This window comes from Pusillimonas sp. DMV24BSW_D, from assembly GCF_011388195.1.
In the GTDB taxonomy this organism is placed as follows: domain Bacteria; phylum Pseudomonadota; class Gammaproteobacteria; order Burkholderiales; family Burkholderiaceae_B; genus Neopusillimonas; species Neopusillimonas aestuarii.
The window spans coordinates 2,455,345-2,471,949 of the sequence record NZ_CP049990.1 but is presented as its reverse complement, the minus strand read 5'-3'; the positions used below and the strand labels follow the sequence as shown (position 1 = coordinate 2,471,949).

Below are 16,605 nucleotides of genomic sequence, written 5' to 3'. Positions count from 1 at the left end.
CGCGGAGATGCCGCGCTTTGGTGCACGGTCTTCAGGTTGATTTGTTGCTGTGCAGGATAGCACTACCGCCCCAGGTTGGGCACAAGGGTTTCCCCTGTATTTCGTGTATGCGTGACGGGTACGCGGTATAGTGCGCCATGCGTTTTATTGGCAAAGTCCTCAACACCCTATTGATCTTGGCATGTTTCGCCTTTGCCTCGGCATGGGGGCAGGTCGCCGTTGCGCAGACCACCTTGGGGCAAGGCATTGCATTTCAGTGGTATGAAGATGTCGACGGATCGCTTGCGGTGGATGAGTTCCTGGCATTGCCATACGAGAAAATCAAAACCAGTAATCACGTTTTATCCTTGGGATACACACGTTCGGCATTGTGGGTCCGTTTTTTCGCTCCGGTAGGTAGCGAGGCGCGTTGGTTACAGTTACGGCCCAATTTTTTGGATGACGTCACCTTGTTTTATCGGCCCAGCGCTGGGCCACAAGTAGTCGAAAATCCGCACCCTTGGGTGGTTCGCCAAACGGGGGATCGGTGGCCCCAAGCCCGCGGGGAAATTGACTATCGTTTTCCTGTCTATGTTTTACCGGCGCTGGACGATCAAGCTGGGTATGAAGTGCTGGTGCGAGTGCAAAGTACCAGCGCTGTATTGTTGCAGGCGTCGTTGTGGTCGCCCAGCGCTTTTGTTCAAGCCTCAACCCGAAGTACCGCATTCTGGGGCTTTTATTTCGGTTTGGCGGCGTTCTCAAGTATTTTGGCGCTGATTGCAGCCATTTATTTGCGTCGACGATTGGTGTGGGCGCTGCTGGCGTTCTCGTTATCTTATTGGCTTGTGGCCTGCATACAGGGTTTTGTCGATTGGATGCTGCGCCCGCACTTTGCACTGATTCAGCACTATTTAACCGGTATTCTTACCCTGCTAACGTATACAAGCCTGCTTTGGCTGGCCACCGAGGCGCTGGATTTGCGCAAGCATCATCCACGCTTGAATCGGCTGATGTGGTTCATTATTGGTTTGAATCTTTTTTTGCAAGTTAGTATTCCGTTTGATTTTTATGCTTTGGCCATCAATATTCAGGGTGTTGTATTTATTGTGACTGCCGTCGTGTTAGCTATCAGTGCCTGGACGATTTGGCGCGATGCACAAAGCGGTGTGATGACGTTGGTGGTGGGCTTAATGCCTATGCTGTATGTCATTTCCGGTTTGCTGGCATTGGCGTCGTTATTCGGTTGGATTCCGTACGATGAAACGGTGTATGGCATATGGCAGTACGTGATTATGGTTAATATGTTCACGATACTTGCCTGGGTGGCCTTGCTTGTACGACGAGAGTCACGGGAAGCGCAAAGTCGCGTTCAGTTGGCGCGTGAGCTTGATATCGAGCGCGAAGCCAGCTTTCACCAACGCCAGTTTATTGGCATGGTCGCGCACGAGTTTCGCAATCCGTTGGCGGTTATTTCAAGCGCGCTAGAGAATTTGCAATTGAAGTCTATTTCCGACGTACAGCGCCGGCGTCGATACCGCAATATGCGGCTGGCCACGAATAGGTTGGTTCAGCTTACCGACAATTGTTTGGCTGATTCGCGTTTGAACGCGGACCGGCTAACGTTGCAGCGCGATAAAGTGAATGTGCTGGATATGGTGCGATCCGCCACCGAGGTAGTGGATCGGTCTGAGCGGCATCGGTGGCGTTTGTCGGTGAATGGTGAGGAACGCCAACATAATTTGCGTTTTGATATTTCGGTTTTTGCCGACCAGGCGATGTTGCGTATCGCATTGTCGAATTTGCTCGACAATGCGGTCAAATACAGTGAACAAGGGCCGGTGGATATCGATGTGACGATGTGTACGTCCGATATTGAAGGTGGTGTTGTCTGCATTTCGGTTCGCGACCGGGGTAAAGGTGTGGCCGCCGCTGATGCCGATATTATTTTCGAACGTTATCGGCGTCATGCATCGAAAGACGAAGCGGGCGGTGGGGAAGACCCTGGTGGCACCGGCCTGGGCTTATATGTTGCGCGCCAGATCGCGCGAGCACACGGCGGTGATTTGGTGCTGGCACACAGTTCCGTTGAAGGCAGTTGTTTTAAGTTGTTTATACCCGGTGAATAGGCAGGCCGGACAAGAACCTAAAGGGGAGTGAGTGGGTGAAGGCAGGGCGTCAGGCACGGATTGCAATTATTGAGGATAACGTGGGGCTTCAGGAGGAACTGGTTTTTTTCCTGGAGTCGAAGGGGTTTTCGGTTTGGGCCGTGCCTAGTGCAGAGGCATTTTGGAGGCACCTGCATGCCGCCCCGGTGGATATTGTGTTGGTCGATATTGGTTTACCGGGAGAAGACGGCTTTAGTGTGCTGGAGTATTTACGTGGACTGGGGGCGTACGGTTTGGTGGTGATGAGTGCGCGTGGTGCTCAAGCCGATCGAGCACGCGGACTGGCGCTCGGTGCCGATGCCTATTTGGTGAAACCAGTGAACTTTGCCGATTTGGCGATTGTGCTGGCGCGGTTGTGGCAACGATTAACGCACGAGAGCGATCTTGGCGGCGCCGGCAATAGTGAAACATTAGCGTGGGCGTTGCGTGATTCGTTCTTGGTGGCGCCTCAAGGACAAAATTTACGGTTAACAGAGCAAGAAACGCGCTTGTTGGAAACGTTGATGCGCTATCCCAATGAAGTGTGCGATAAAACGTATTTGCACGAACATCTTTTCGGCTTTCATGAAGAGCCCGACACGCACCGCATTGACGTAGTGTTAAGCCGTTTGCGAAATAAGGCGCGCAAGGCGCAGTTTCCTTTGCCGATTCGGGTGGTGTTCGGCAAGGGTATTGTGTTCCTGGTGGATTAATTGCGCGCTGTCGTCGTTACCACACGTTGAGACAATTGAGATAATTGAGACTGACGTTAGAGTGCATGCTGTGGCACATTCCAGCAAATCGTTGCTGGAATGTGAATGAAAAAGCCGTTGTTGTTGCCCAATGTTGTGTTGATGTCTTTGTTTGCGTATGCGGCCGGCGTGCAGGCGGGGACGGCCAAGGTGGAAACGGATGAGTCTGTCGCTTCGCTTCAGTGGATGATTAACAATTTAATTGTTGCGCCGAATACTAATATTGATGTCAATTCAGGGTTTTCTGCGACGTTGGCGCTGAATGAAAACTCTGATTTTCAAAAGCAGTGGTTGACTTTTCAAAACGACCCGGCAAAAGCGCCTTTGTCGATGAGTGCAACGCTGTCAAATTTATATAACGACGTTTCGATTGCGCGCTTAACAGGCAAACCTCAGCATCACTACGTGTCCATCATTGGTAGTGGCGTTCAGAACTCACATCATACGACCGGTGGTGTGGGGCCTAATCTTGATATCGAGGTGCAAAGTATCCGGGTTGAAGCGTCGCTTGACGACGGCAAGTTCGATGCGACGGGTAATAACGGTCCAACCAGCGTTTATCACTTCCGATCGCAAGGGGCCGATGGCAGCCATTCAGATGGCGTGGGCAGTGGGTATGATGGTGGAGCCGTCTCCTATGAGTCGTATGGCACTTCGTCTATTACTGGTTCAGGCAATTTGGCGCAGGGAAGCAGCAGCCTTCCTTGGGAAGCAGGCGGCGCTTTGGTGACGGTCATGTCCAAAGGCGGGCAGGCTACTAATGAGGGCACCGTGGCGTTGCATGGCGCTTTTGGCGGCAATGTGTCTGTTCACTCTGCCGACAACTTAACATTGAATGTCAATGCCTCTGCAAATTCTCCCATGGTGGGGCTGCTGGCCTTGTCGCAAGGCGGTAAAGGCACGATTAATAATTACATCAGTGGTGCCGGCAGTAATGGCAAGGGCGGCATTGTGGATGTCACCTTCCAAGGAACGATTAAAGGAAGTAAGCCTTACTCAATTGGCCTGGTTGCCGCCAGCGTGGGTGCGGCCACGCAGTCTGACATTAGCGATCTGCACGCTTCCCCGTCGGGCGGCGGCAGCAACGTGACCCTTAAGCTGGAAGCGGCACACGTTAACCTTGGCAGCACCAACACAATTGGGCTTGTTGCTACCAGTACGGCCCAGAATCCCAGCAGTGGTAAAGGCTTTCGCATATCGGGTAACAGCTATCGAGATGTGCTGGTATCGCTCGACGCCGGCAGTTCCGTGTCAGTTGGGAACACGACAGACACCGTAACCGCAACGGATACGACGATCGGCATTCTGGCTAACAGTGCGGTGGGTTGGAGCAGCCAGCCATTTTTAGGTACGGCCCCCAGCTCGATGTCGAGTCCAGGCAAGGTGGGTAATGTCACTATAGAAAACAAAGGCAGTATTACGGCACTGGGCAGCGGCGCTATTGGTGTGCTGGCGCAGTCGATCGCCGGCAATGGGGCCAGTGCCAGTGGTGGCGTGTTGTCGTTTATTGGTGACTCCGGCGGTGCGGGTGGTACGGCCGGCGCGGTAACGTATAAGGGCGATGGCGGCCAAATTACCGCAAAAGGTGCCGGCGCAACGGGTTTGTTAATGCAATCTATTGCGGGCGGTGGTGGTAACGGCGGAAATGCCAGAGGCCTGTTTGTGGCCGTAGGGGGGCACGGCGGTCATGGGGGTGACGCTGGTACAGTTAGTTTTTCACAGCAGAACGGCGCCATTATTAAAACTGAAGGTTCTTACGCCCAAGGCGTCGTGCTGCAATCGATTGGTGGCGGGGGCGGAAACGGAGGGCATTCCAGTTCTTATTCAATGGGGACCCCTGTGTCGACATCGATTGGTGGCCGAGGCGGTATTGGAGGTAACGGGGGAGCGCTTGAGTTTGGAGGTCTGAAGGCATCTGGGTCAGATCAAACCAGCACCATTATCACGTCCGGGCGGCACGCCCACGGGGTGGTGGCGCACACCATTGGCTCCGGTGGTGGCAAGGGTGGCGCGGCGCACAGTTACGATGGCGGTGTCGGTTTAAACGTGGCCCTGGGTGTGGGGGGCGATGGCGGCCATGCCGGTAACGGCGGCGATATTAAAGGCGTTAGTGACACGTCGGCGGCTTCGTCTTTCGGCGACGTTATTACAACGGGGCACGATGCCATTGGCATGCTGCTGCAAAGTATTGGCGGCGGCGGTGGTGTTGGGGGCGCCTCTACGGCCGATGCCTTTTCTACGTTGTCGATTCCGGAAGTGCCCAATATTAACGTGGGCATTGCGGTTGGCGGTACCGGCGGCATGGGCGGCAATGGCGGCAAAATTAATTTTGACCTTGCCAACAACATGACCACTCGCGGTGCGTTTTCCCACGGCTTTGTATTGCAAAGCGTAGGGGGTGGCGGTGGCGTCGGGGGTGATGCCACAGCAGGTGCAGCGGCTATTCTGGCCAACAATGAATTCACCATGAATACTACGTTGGGCTTAGGCGGTGACGGTGGCGCGGGTGGAAAAGGCGGCGCCATTGTCCTGGGTTTATCCGGTACCCAAGCCACACGCGGTCATGGGGCTTTGGCGATTCTTGCGCAGTCGATTGGTGGCGGCGGCGGTGCCGGTGGTGTGGGTAATGCGGCTAGCGTGGTGGCCATTCCGTTGGAAGAAAAAAATTACCAACTGGATTTAAGTGCCGGCGGCAATGGGGGCAGCGGTGCTACGGGCGGCAGTATCACGGCGACCACTCATAGTGATGCCGTTCTAAGTACCCTGGGTTCGGGCGCGCCTGCTTTGGTTGCGCAAAGCGTGGGCGGCGGTGGTGGTGTGGCAGGAAATGCAGGTAGCCAGGGCATTGGCGGCAAACTTACGACGAAAGTTTCTGTGGGCGGTGATGGCGGATCCGGGCATCATGGTGGCAATGTATCGGTTTCGCATTCCGGCAAAATCACAACGGGCGGACGTTACCAGGTGCAATATCAAACTGATTCAGGCAAAACGGCATTGACCACTCCTATTGCCTTAGGCGGCAGTTCTCATGGGATTGTGGCGCAAAGCATTGGCGGGGGTGGCGGTATGGCTGGTAATGCCGACCCGGCAAAAAGTATTCTGCCCGATTTGGCTGAAACCATTATTGACGATGTCAATAAAATCATGGATGCGAAAGGCACCATTTTGTGGATTGCCAGCCGTGTTGTGAATTGGGAGAAAAAGGAGCATGAGTTCCCGAAATCGTATTCCGTTTCGTTGGCTGTAGGCGGCACAGGGGGCGCCGGCGGTAATGGCGGCGATGTCGAGGTGACGCTGGAAAAAGGTGCGCAAATCGTTACGCAAGGCCATCGTTCCTACGGTATTTTTGCCCAATCAGTAGGGGGTGGTGGTGGTGAAGCAGGTGAAGCTACAGGCGACGCCATTCTGGACGCCGATGCGGAGTTAAGCCCGTTGACCGGTGCTGATTTTTCCCTGGGTATCAATGTAGGGGGTGGTGGCGGTGCTGCCGGTGATGGTGGTGCGGTTTCCGTGCATACCGGCAATTTTGGCAGCAATCAGCGTGATAATTTTATTACGACGGCCGGCTATGCGTCGCATGCTGTTTTTATGCAGTCGGTAGGCGGTGGCGGTGGCGTAGGGCATGAAGGCTCGATTTTCGGCCTTGGTGAAAAATTGGCAGGCGCCGATGTGCCAGCGATTACGTTGGGTAAAGCGCCGAGTAGTTCAGGAGCATCCGGTAAGGGGGGCGAAATTTATTATGGCGCTCCTTCCAAGCCCGCTTCCCAACGGGCTTGGATAACCACTGCTGGTGACGATGCCGCCGCCATTTTTGCCCAATCCGTGGGTGGCGCTGGGGGCACGGCTACCATGGGTTGTACGAATAGCGGATTAAGTACATCACAAGCCACCAGCGCTTGCCATACGAATGCTGAGACTGCGACGTCCGACACGCCATTTACGGATGTGCCGAAGCGGTTTGTGAATCGGCAACAGCGCTACAAGTTGAATATTTCGCCTCAGGGTGGCGCCTGGAGTGATGGCGGTTCCGTCTCGTTGCTTCCAGGTGCAGGTACATATACAACTAGCGGTAACCGCAGCCCCGCCTTTATGGCCCAGTCAATTGGAGGTGGCGGCGGTTACATTACCACCCATAACGAGCATATTGAGAGTGCCACCATTAGCGGGATCAACGGCGGTACCGGCGGTGACATTCTGGTTGATTTGCGCGACGTTACCGTTAACACGAGCGGTCATGGCGCCTGGGGTGTATTGGCGCAGTCGGTTGGGTCTGGCGGTGGTGTGTTGGCCGACCTGGCGGGTGAGGTGACATTTGAAAATACCGGGATATCTTCCTCTCGCAAAAGTGGGCAACACGGTGGAGATATCAATATAACGGTCGGGTCGGGGTCCAATATTAATGTGGGTACAGGCATGACGTCGGTTGCCAACGCGCACGGTATCGTGGCTCAAAGTCTGGGTTCAGCGGGTGGGTTGCGCAGCGACGGTGATAAATTGGTGTTCGACGGTAAAAACAATTCAGTCAGTGATGGTTATGGTGGCGCCATTACCATCACAGTTGAAAATAATGCGTCTGTTTTCACTGATGCAACCGGTGGCATTGGCATATTGGCCCAGAGCTCCGGCCAATATGCCAATCATGATAAAAAAGGCATCACTGTGCAGGTAGATGGCGATGTCATCGGCGGACATACGGGGAACAGCCCGATTACCGGGAATCATCTGGACGGCGTGGGCGTTATGGTGATGGGCGGTGCGGTAAAAGATTCGGGCTTTGCAAACACGATTAACGTCAATGGCAGGGTATTGTCCGGCAACACCTCAAGCGGATACGCGATTAAAACGGATCATGGCTTAACCAATATCAATAATTCCGGCGTTATAACGGGTAGTGTCGACATGGGTTCCACGCCAGGCACGTTCACCAATAAGCATACCGGCACGTTGGAAATGGGCAATATTTACCGGGTGGGGAACAACAGTCTGCATAATTACGGCACCCTGCAGGTGGGGACCGAGCAGTCTGTTTCCACCACCACTCTTTATGGCACTATGCATCAATATGAAGGTGGGCGGCTGGTGTTTACGGTTGATGCAGCGGCCAGTGGTGCCAAGCATGACAAACTCATCGTCGACGGCACGGCCAATCTTGGTGGAGAGGTCCAGGTTTATGCAAACACGCTGTTGCCCGGGTCGTATTCATTTATTGATGCCACGAATTTGAACTTTACCGGTCGCTTTGCCGACTCCCTGATTTACGACTGGGTCCCCGTGGCGAGCAAAACGGGCCTCTCGGCAGGCCCGACCGCCAATTTCAATGGCGTGCATTTGAATTTAACGGGCACGGCCGCCAGCCTAGCTGATTATCTTGCCCGTGGTTGGCAAAGAGCCGATATCGCCAAAGCGGCATTGTTTGCCCATTTGCATCATGTTGAATCAAGCGAGGAATATCAGGAAACGCTGGAGCAGTTGGGTGGTCAGCAGTTTCAGGCGCAAACCCAGCAGATGGTCGCTTCCTCTTTTGATGGTTTCAATGACGCCTTGCGATGCCCGCGTGACGGCATGGGGGTACGTCACCGTGCGCAGGGTTGTGTGTGGGCTGAAGCTACGGGTAATCACACGCGTCAGACTGAACAATCTGAAAACCTGGGATTCAGCTCCGAGGGTGGCGGGGTGCGTATGGGCGCACAACGCGCGCTTAACAACGTGGTGACCCTAGGGTCGGCCTTTGGCGTGAACCGCAACCGGCTCACCTCCACGGGGTTCAGCAGCAAGGGCAATACGTTCGATGCAACGGTTTCCTTGTCTCGCGATGTGGGGAACTGGACGTTTTCCGGTGCGGTGATGGCAGCGCATGGCCGATTCCACAATGACCGTACAGTTGATTTTGGGTCGGGCGGCGCGTCTCGGGGCTTGAACGCCACCTATAGCAGCCGCTCTCGCACAACCTTGTTGGGCGTCCGTTTACGTGCGGCATACAACATGAGTTTCAACAATTATTATCTGCGACCGTTGGTGGATGTGGATGTATTACACAGCCGCAGCCCTTCATTTACCGAGTCGGATTCAGGGCCGCTGCAGTTAGAGGTGGGTTCGGCCAAGCAGACACAAATCGTGTTCAGCCCCACCCTTGAAACGGGAGCGTCTTTCGATGTGGGCCCGGAAACGTTGATGCGGGCATATGCCGGCGTCGGCGTGAGAATGTATTCCGATGCCAAGCACAGCAGTCAAAATCGCTTTAATCAAGCCTTAATATCAAGCGGAACGTTTACGTCTGAACAAGACACACCCTCTGTTTTGGGCCGCTTAAGCCTGGGCGTGGAGTTTGCACGTGAAGATAATCTTAGCTTTAGCGCCGAATATGGTCTGCAGGCGGGCGGTGGCTATCGTTCTCAGAACCTGAATGCACGGCTAACCTATCGTTTTTAATTCGGTGTTAAATAACTGGTCGTTTGGCCCAGGAAAAAAGTAGGACAAGCTTTATTGCCATAACTGGCATATGCTCTGCGTATGGCCGCGGCAATTTCGTCTGGCCATCCATTGACCAATGGAGGTCGAAATGGACAAGAAAGGTAAATCTCCGAAGAAACCGCAACGCCCTGCGCCGGCGTTGAATGAGGCCGGTTGGCCTAACCAGGACAAAGGCTCTATGCCTAAAAAGGGGAGTGCGGTGCAAGATCGCAAGCCGGTCGGGCGCAGTGCTCCCAGGGGAAGGTAAAGCCGGTACCGTGTCGTGAGATTTTGAAGCAGGGTGTGCAATTGTTTTTTGCACACCCGTTTCTTTTGTGTGTTTGCACGATGAGCGCGGCACCCGTTGCATACATGCGGTAAAGAGCAGGGCACGAAGTACAATCGCACTTAATTAAAAAAAGGAGTGCTCATGTACAGAATTGGCGCTGTAACGTTAACAGTTTTACTTGCCGGGTGTACGGTGTCGGGGCCTGATCCAACGCTTGCGATTGGCATGCCAAACCCTGCCTCTGTTTATTGCATTGAGCGTGGGGGCACCTTGGATATTCAAGAGCATGCTAACGGAGATGTGACGTATTGTGTGCTTTCCGACGGGACTCGAATCGAAGAGTGGAAACTCTATAGGCGAGATCATCCGCAGGAGTAGCGTGATTATTGATCCATGACACGTAACCTGGCGTCATATCACAGCCTTTTTCGGTTGCTACCAAGTTTTCCAGTGGGTTATGCACAGTTTGTGTGGATAACCGGGGTATGGATGGATACTTATTTGTTAGCGCGTTTCTGCTTGGCGCCCATACGTTTGTTGGCGGCATGAAGGCGCAGGCGACCCAGGCCAAAACCGACGACGCCGAAAAAACATCCAAAAGCAAGTATCTTGATCGTATCCATATACAGACTCTTTGTGGTTGTTGAGAGGGCGACTTATAGCGCTAAGTCGGTAGGATCAGTCTGTCGAGAAGATAGCACGAAGATCGATACTTTAGGGGGTATTTAAGGTTGGGTGCTTTTTTAAGATTGACGAACTATTGGAGTGAATCGGCCTGGGTTTATCACTCCCGGCCGCCTTGCCGGTTAAGTATTCTCAACTGCTTAATGATTTCATCCAACCTTTTTTTGATGCCGAACACCGCAAAGGGCAGGGCGATCCAAAGAATTACGATCAGTACTCCGAAGAGCCATACTATTGTGCCTAGTCCGGCCAATCCCTCTTGCATCATGCGTCTCCTTTGCAAAGTCAAAGTAACTTAAGGTGGGATCCCAATTGTTGGAAACCATGAGCGTCATTTAGCAATTGTTTTTGCCTTAATTTGATCTCAATGGTGAATAGGTTCTATTGGCAGTGCCTGGTTCCGACGACTAAACGAACGGTTTTCATGGCTTTGTTTCCTCGTCGGTAATTGAACACTGAGATTGTTATTTGGTGGTTTGGTATGTCAGCAGTATGTCTTCAATTTCTTTGAAGCCGAGCTTTTGGGCGTGTTGTAGCGGAGTGACGCCATCTCGGTCAGCCAAGTTTGGGTTTGCGCCGGCCTTGAGCAAGATGGCTACGATTTCTTGATGTCGTTTTCCTCCGTCACCCAAAATCACGGCCTCAATCAAGGCTGTCCAGCCAAGTCGATTAACATGGTCGACAGCCACGCCGGCATCGATAAGTGTTTGTACTGTTTCGACGTGCCCTCGTTCCGCGGCTGGGATTAACGCTGTCCCGCCAAAGCGGTTGGTGCTTTTAAGGTCGGCTCCGTTTACCAATGTCATTTTCAAAATCTCAAGGTGTCCTCTGGCTCCTGCGTAGAGGTATGCGCTATCTTGAATGTTGTCTTTTACATTTACATCGGCACCAGCATTAATGAGTACTCTAGCTGCGTCAATCGCGTTTGCTTTGGTTGCGGCCACCAAAGGAGTCGCCCCAGTTTGATCGCGCGCCTCGATTGGGCTGCTTGCAGAGAGTAGCCGCTCTACTTCACTAACATTGTTCTGCTTCGCTGCTGTATGTAGAGGGTATTGATCCATAGGATTGGCAAGGGTAATAGGTGAGAAAAATACTAGAGCCAGGATGGCTGCCGTTGCTAGTTTGTTGCAAAACCTGCCCAGGTTGCTTGCCATTTCAATAGTTAGGCGCATATTTTTCCCACAAAAACATCAAGCTAAGCGTTTGTTAGTTACAGTTCAAAAAAATAGCCCAGTCAGAGCAATCTGTACAGGGCTATTTTTCCAAATCGTATGGCATCACCGAAGGATTCCATACAAAGATGGAGATGATCTCGCGCAGAGCGTATGGATTCAGGAATTTTGAAAATTACCGCATGAGGGTCTTGGCCCAGTGCGGTTGGAACGGTGTGATTAACCGTGTTTAATGAATGCTGCATCCCCCCTTTTGTGGGGTAGAGCCGAGCCAGGAAATCTTGGTGCCCCCCCCGTGAGTCGAACACGGCACCAACGGATTATGAGTCCGCTGCTCTAACCAAGCATGAGCTAGAGGGGCACGAAGCCCGTTATTATGGCATAAACACGGGCTGCTAAAAAAGACGCTTTATTTAATTGCCAAGCATCGCTGCTTGCTGGGCAACACCTTCCATGCCAACAACAATGAACCCGATAAATACCGCAACCCATATAAGAGTGACAACGGCAGTGACCAGGCCGGGAGAGAATTTCGGGGTGTCGTTCGCCATACTGAAGGCCTCCGGAGTGAATCTGTAATAAATTGTTTAATGGTTAACTTTAAGTGCAGCGCCAATTATATACCGGTCAAACTGCTAAAATCGGGGGCCGAGCATCAATAAAGGAAGGGGTAACATGAAAACCGTACAAAAATTGGGTCGGCTTGTATTGCCTTTGAGTTTGCTGGCGTTGGCTGCATGCCAAACCATGCCGGGCGACTCCACGTCAACCCAGCCATCAACAACACCCTCCACCACTGCGCCTGAACCGGGTTCGGCTGCATCACAACAACAAAGTGAAGCACTGCAGGCTGCGCGTCAAGGTGCGCCAGTGGCTGTATTCCTGGCCGATACACAAGAGCAAGCCGGCTGGCGGGCTGTTCAAATTCAGTCGGGCACGCTCTACATTAATCCACAGCCTGTAATTACGCGTGAAGATTTGGTTGATGTGCGCGCGGGAACGAGCCGTCAAGGTGATGGTTTATTGGCGTTAGGGCTATCTGAGCTTGGTCGTAAAAAGGTTGAAAACATTACGGCCGCGAATCCAAACAAGCGTTTGGCATTGGTCGTGGGGCGCACTATGTTGGCCGCACCGGGTTACAGCACACAAGTTTCTACCGATCAGTTGGTGTTCGGCGTGGGTAGTGAAGCCAATGCAACCGCTGCTGCACGGGCGATTGCCGGCGCGCAAGAGGGTGAAGAAAGTAACCCTCCTGCACAGTTAACACCTGCGGCCACGACGAATTAGTCGTTACTGAAATCGCAGCCGTTAGGCTGTTACATTGCAGGAAATAAGATGAACGCCGGTCACGCGAAAGCGGGCCGGCGTTGTTTTTTTCCAAAGATGCAAAAAATTATCGATATCTGTCGCCCAAGAAAATAAAATATACGCTTTGCGTATATTTATATTGGAAGGGGCTCCCATGTCTGTTTCTCAACAGGTTTTTCTGCGCGATGCCATGCGTCGTTTGAATTTAACGCGCGACGTTTTTGCGGCGCGTATTGGGGTAAAGCGCCGAGCGCTAGATACATGGTTGTTGCCGGAAGGGTCTCAAGAAGCGCGTTCAATGCCCGAGGTGGTGGGGCGTTTCGTAACCGAAATTGTTGAAAATGAATCCTTAATGCGCAAATATGCGCAAAGCGCACAGTTCGGTCCCCTGCGTGATCGTATTGCCGTAGAGGGCAAGCATCAGTTGCTGTCGGTGGATCAGTTCACACGCGAGTCGGTTGAGGAGTTGTTTCGCATCGCTGATTTAATGCAACCCATTGCACGTCGCCAGAAAGTTTCGCGCGTACTGGAAGGGGCGGTTTTGGGTAATTTGTTCTTCGAGGCAAGTACGCGAACCCGGGTGAGTTTCGGTGCGGCGTTCTGTCGCTTGGGCGGGTCGGTGTGCGATACCACAGGCTTTACGTTCTCCTCTATGGCAAAGGGCGAGTCTATTTACGATACCAGTCGGGTGATGAGTGGTTACGTTGATGCCATGGTTATTCGCCATCCCGATCAAGGTTCGGTGGCGGAATTTGCGCAGGCCACCAATATTCCAGTGGTCAATGGGGGGGATGGCCCGGGTGAGCACCCCAGCCAGGCGTTATTGGATCTGTACACCATTCTTACGGAATTTTCGCGCTTGGGGAAACTGCTCGACGGTGCGCATATTGCAGTAGTGGGAGATTTAAAGTACGGCCGCACAGTGCATTCGCTTATTAAGTTGCTGGCTTTGTACAAAGGGCTGAAATTCACATTAATTGCGCCGCGGGGGCTGGAAATGCCCCAGGATATTATCGATAAGGTAACGCAAGGCACCGATCATGTGATTGAGCAAACACACTCATTGCGCGAGGGTTTGGTAGGGGTTGACGTCATTTATGCGACCCGTGTGCAGAAAGAGCGGTTCTCGGGTGAAGACCTGGAAGGCTACACAGCCGATTTTCAGGTGAACAAAGCGCTGGTGGACCAGTGCTGCGGGCCTGATGTCATTGTGATGCACCCGTTGCCGCGTGACAGTCGTGAAGGAGCCAATGATTTAAGTGTGGACTTGAACGACGATTCGCGCTTGGCGATTTTCCGTCAGACAGATAACGGAATTCCAGTACGGATGGCAATTTTTGCGGTGTTGCTGGGGGTGGAAACGCTGGTACAGCACTCGCTACGCGACGTGACCTGGAGCCCGCCTACGCATATTGGGCCCGACGACAGCGTGTTCCACGGTATTGATTAAACTTTTTTCTCGCCGCCCAGTGCGTCGACCAAGTCGTTCAGCATTTTGCCCAGTTCCCCGGTCATTAGGGCGAAATCGGTGTCGAACGCATCGGCATCTGCAGTACTTAACGCCTCCTGGTTCTCTTTAAGGACATCAAGTGGAGATATCCGCTTGATGTCTAGTGCATCGGTTAGCACGAACGAGACGCGATCCGCCCAGGTCATGGCCAAACGGGTACATTGCTTGCCGTTTTGGACGTGTTTGCGCACTTCGTCGGTCTCAATACTATGGCGCACATAGCGCACAGTGGCCCGGTTTTCGCTGGTTGAACGCAATTCCGTGTCTTGGTCGATCGTGAAAGCGCCTGGACCGTCGTTTTCCAGTAACCATTGCGTCATGGCCGAGGCGGGTGAAATTTCGGTGTACAGGGGCGTGGCTGGGAAGGGGTCAAGCGCTTTCGCCAGCATGCCGATGACTTCATCGGCCTTGGCGCCGGCGGCGGCATCGATAGCCAGCCAATGGTTGCGGGTATCGATCCACACACGGGTATCGCGGTGCACGCTGAAGGCTTTGGGCAATAGCTCTTCCGTTACCCGTTCTTTGATTTCCTTCATTTGCTTGCGGCCGGGCTTGTACCCTTGCTGCTCTTCAATATCGGCGGCGCGCGCTCGTGCGACCTGGTTGACAACTGATGACGGCAGTAGTTTTTTATCGACCCGCAGACTAATAAGATACTGGCCGGCCAGAGAGTGAACCAAGCCGCCTTCATCGGTGGGCGACACCCAACCCATACTGACCATGTCCAGGCTGCTGCCCGGGGTAAAGCGTGCCTTTTCCAGGACGCTTTCGATGGCTTCAGCCGACAGACTAAAATGGGTTGAAAGCCGGAAAATCTTTATATTTTTAAACCACATACAGTATCTTTTTAACAAATAACTTAAATTAGAACCAAAACAATTAAAAAAAATTGAAAATTTATCAATAATTCAATTATTTATGAATATTACTTAATAAATTACATCATAATATTTTATTTTTATGTGTTTGTTTCAATGTCGTCCCGTTTTGCCGCAAGGCAAGCAGTCATTCAGTGAACTTTACCGTAACTTAAGACTTTACTTGAAGTTGCGAGGCAGACATTTTCATCCGGTTGGCGATTGTAAGCGCAAAGCGAAAACGGCATAGTAACGGTTGCAGATTATTAACTTGTTTATCTGTTTTTTTATACAGTATAATTTAATGCAATAATTCACTTTTTTGCCAAGGAAACTACATGGACGCCAAACAAAGCAAAGCCGCTTCCGCCGAACGGGCCAAAGCACTGGCCGCAGCCTTATCGCAAATTGAAAAGCAGTTCGGTAAAGGGTCGGTCATGCGCTATGGCGATAACCAGGTCGAACACGACATCCAGGTCGTTTCCACTGGTTCGCTGGGGCTCGATATCGCGCTGGGCGTGGGCGGGTTGCCTCGTGGTCGCGTTATTGAAATATACGGCCCGGAATCCTCCGGCAAAACCACGCTTACTCTGCAGGTGATTGCCGAAATGCAAAAAGTAGGCGGCACTTGTGCATTCGTCGACGCTGAACACGCTCTCGATGTTCAGTATGCCAGCCGTTTGGGCGTGAATTTGTCCGATCTTCTCATTTCGCAGCCCGACACGGGTGAACAGGCACTTGAAATTACAGATGCCCTTGTGCGCTCAGGCTCGGTCGATTTGGTGGTAATCGATTCGGTGGCCGCGCTGGTTCCCAAGGCGGAAATCGAGGGCGACATGGGCGATTCCCTGCCTGGCTTGCAGGCTCGTCTCATGAGCCAGGCTTTACGTAAGCTTACGGCTAATATCAAACGCGCCAATTGCATGGTTATTTTCATTAACCAGATTCGCATGAAAATCGGCGTCATGTTTGGCAATCCCGAAACCACCACCGGGGGGAATGCGCTTAAGTTCTATTCCACAGTTCGTCTTGATATCCGCCGCACCGGTTCAATCAAGAAGGGCGACGAGGTCGTGGGCAACGAAACCCGTGTGAAAGTGGTCAAGAATAAAATCGCGCCGCCGTTCAAACAGGCCGAGTTCGATATCATGTATGGGGCCGGCATCTCTCGCGAAGGTGAAATTATCGATCTGGGCGTGCAGGCGGGTATCGTCGATAAGGCCGGGGCCTGGTTCAGCTATAACGGTACCCGTATTGGCCAGGGTAAAGATAATGTTCGCGAGTACCTGAAAGAGCATCCCGAAATGGCAATTGAAATCGAAAACCGTGTGCGGGAACAAATGGGTATTGTGTCGCGTGCCCAGGCCAAGGCGTATACGGAATCGGGTGATTCTCCTACCGGTGATACCGAAGGTTCCGAGGCCGATCTGGCTTAAACATTGGGTGTAAGTTAAGGGTTA

13 protein-coding genes and 1 tRNA gene are annotated in these 16,605 nt (G+C 52.7%); 9 read left to right on the top strand and 5 right to left on the bottom strand.

Annotated elements, in window-relative coordinates:
- The first annotated feature begins 137 nt into the window (after positions 1-137).
- The 5 genes from G9Q38_RS11985 to G9Q38_RS11965 all read left to right on the top strand — a co-directional run bounded on the left by G9Q38_RS11985 (position 138) and on the right by G9Q38_RS11965 (position 10,261).
- The gene (locus G9Q38_RS11985) at positions 138-2,105 is read left to right on the top strand and encodes a sensor histidine kinase (protein WP_166131275.1); all 1,968 of its coding nucleotides are present in this window, start codon (positions 138-140) and stop codon (positions 2,103-2,105) included.
- A 35-nt stretch (positions 2,106-2,140) separates the two neighbouring features.
- Complete coding sequence (locus G9Q38_RS11980) at positions 2,141-2,836, top strand: response regulator transcription factor (protein WP_166131272.1); 696 nt, start codon at positions 2,141-2,143, stop codon at positions 2,834-2,836.
- 105 nt (positions 2,837-2,941) lie between these two features.
- Complete coding sequence (locus G9Q38_RS11975; protein ID WP_166131270.1) at positions 2,942-9,304, top strand: autotransporter outer membrane beta-barrel domain-containing protein; 6,363 nt, start codon at positions 2,942-2,944, stop codon at positions 9,302-9,304.
- Positions 9,305-9,755: 451 nt separating this feature from the next.
- Complete coding sequence (locus G9Q38_RS11970; RefSeq protein WP_166131267.1) at positions 9,756-9,992, top strand: putative hemolysin; 237 nt, start codon at positions 9,756-9,758, stop codon at positions 9,990-9,992.
- Between the two features lie 107 nt (positions 9,993-10,099).
- Complete coding sequence (locus G9Q38_RS11965) at positions 10,100-10,261, top strand: hypothetical protein (protein ID WP_166131264.1); 162 nt, start codon at positions 10,100-10,102, stop codon at positions 10,259-10,261.
- A gap of 137 nt (positions 10,262-10,398) precedes the next feature.
- Here the strand turns inward: G9Q38_RS11965 and G9Q38_RS11960 are convergent, their stop codons facing one another.
- Entirely contained in the window at positions 10,399-10,566 is a 168-nt protein-coding gene (locus G9Q38_RS11960) for a hypothetical protein (protein ID WP_166131261.1), read from the bottom strand.
- 196 nt (positions 10,567-10,762) lie between these two features.
- The gene (locus G9Q38_RS11955; protein WP_228276127.1) at positions 10,763-11,470 is read right to left on the bottom strand and encodes an ankyrin repeat domain-containing protein; all 708 of its coding nucleotides are present in this window, start codon (positions 11,468-11,470) and stop codon (positions 10,763-10,765) included.
- A 53-nt stretch (positions 11,471-11,523) separates the two neighbouring features.
- Here G9Q38_RS11955 and G9Q38_RS11950 point away from each other — a divergent pair, with 53 nt between their 5' ends.
- Positions 11,524-11,703, top strand: a complete 180-nt coding sequence (locus tag G9Q38_RS11950; RefSeq protein WP_255455260.1) for a transposase — start codon at positions 11,524-11,526, stop codon at positions 11,701-11,703.
- A 49-nt stretch (positions 11,704-11,752) separates the two neighbouring features.
- On the opposite strand, the gene G9Q38_RS11945 is transcribed toward G9Q38_RS11950, so the two are convergent.
- Together G9Q38_RS11945 and G9Q38_RS11940 are read right to left on the bottom strand one after the other, a co-directional pair.
- Positions 11,753-11,831, bottom strand: a tRNA-Ile gene (locus G9Q38_RS11945).
- 52 nt (positions 11,832-11,883) lie between these two features.
- Positions 11,884-12,021: a hypothetical protein gene (locus G9Q38_RS11940; RefSeq protein ID WP_158536691.1), complete on the bottom strand. Its 138-nt coding sequence runs from the start codon at positions 12,019-12,021 to the stop codon at positions 11,884-11,886.
- Between the two features lie 124 nt (positions 12,022-12,145).
- Here G9Q38_RS11940 and G9Q38_RS11935 point away from each other — a divergent pair, with 124 nt between their 5' ends.
- Both G9Q38_RS11935 and G9Q38_RS11930 read left to right on the top strand, forming a co-directional pair.
- Complete coding sequence (locus G9Q38_RS11935) at positions 12,146-12,757, top strand: SecDF P1 head subdomain-containing protein (protein WP_166131259.1); 612 nt, start codon at positions 12,146-12,148, stop codon at positions 12,755-12,757.
- Between the two features lie 175 nt (positions 12,758-12,932).
- The gene (locus tag G9Q38_RS11930; RefSeq protein ID WP_119442855.1) at positions 12,933-14,228 is read left to right on the top strand and encodes an aspartate carbamoyltransferase; all 1,296 of its coding nucleotides are present in this window, start codon (positions 12,933-12,935) and stop codon (positions 14,226-14,228) included.
- Here G9Q38_RS11930 and G9Q38_RS11925 read toward each other — a convergent pair.
- Positions 14,225-15,124 (bottom strand): recombination-associated protein RdgC, encoded by a 900-nt coding sequence (locus G9Q38_RS11925; protein ID WP_166131257.1) that lies wholly within the window; start codon positions 15,122-15,124, stop codon positions 14,225-14,227. The genes G9Q38_RS11930 and G9Q38_RS11925 overlap by 4 nt on opposite strands.
- A gap of 359 nt (positions 15,125-15,483) precedes the next feature.
- Here G9Q38_RS11925 and recA point away from each other — a divergent pair, with 359 nt between their 5' ends.
- Positions 15,484-16,581, top strand: a complete 1,098-nt coding sequence (gene recA, locus G9Q38_RS11920; RefSeq protein WP_166131254.1) for a recombinase RecA — start codon at positions 15,484-15,486, stop codon at positions 16,579-16,581.
- Positions 16,582-16,605 lie beyond the last annotated feature (24 nt).

Excerpts from the sequence above, each read along its gene's own strand:
- G9Q38_RS11955 (WP_228276127.1), bottom strand. The coding sequence starts at position 11,470 with ATGCGCCTAACTATTGAAATGGCAAGCAACCTGGGCAGGTTTTGCAAC.
- G9Q38_RS11960 (WP_166131261.1), bottom strand. The coding sequence starts at position 10,566 with ATGATGCAAGAGGGATTGGCCGGACTAGGCACAATAGTATGGCTCTTC.
- G9Q38_RS11965 (WP_166131264.1), top strand. The coding sequence starts at position 10,100 with ATGGATGGATACTTATTTGTTAGCGCGTTTCTGCTTGGCGCCCATACG.
- G9Q38_RS11925 (WP_166131257.1), bottom strand. The coding sequence starts at position 15,124 with ATGTGGTTTAAAAATATAAAGATTTTCCGGCTTTCAACCCATTTTAGT.
- recA (WP_166131254.1), top strand. The coding sequence starts at position 15,484 with ATGGACGCCAAACAAAGCAAAGCCGCTTCCGCCGAACGGGCCAAAGCA.
- G9Q38_RS11940 (WP_158536691.1), bottom strand. The coding sequence starts at position 12,021 with ATGGCGAACGACACCCCGAAATTCTCTCCCGGCCTGGTCACTGCCGTT.
- G9Q38_RS11970 (WP_166131267.1), top strand. The coding sequence starts at position 9,756 with ATGTACAGAATTGGCGCTGTAACGTTAACAGTTTTACTTGCCGGGTGT.
- G9Q38_RS11930 (WP_119442855.1), top strand. The coding sequence starts at position 12,933 with ATGTCTGTTTCTCAACAGGTTTTTCTGCGCGATGCCATGCGTCGTTTG.
- G9Q38_RS11935 (WP_166131259.1), top strand. The coding sequence starts at position 12,146 with ATGAAAACCGTACAAAAATTGGGTCGGCTTGTATTGCCTTTGAGTTTG.
- G9Q38_RS11985 (WP_166131275.1), top strand. The coding sequence starts at position 138 with ATGCGTTTTATTGGCAAAGTCCTCAACACCCTATTGATCTTGGCATGT.
- G9Q38_RS11975 (WP_166131270.1), top strand. The coding sequence starts at position 2,942 with ATGAAAAAGCCGTTGTTGTTGCCCAATGTTGTGTTGATGTCTTTGTTT.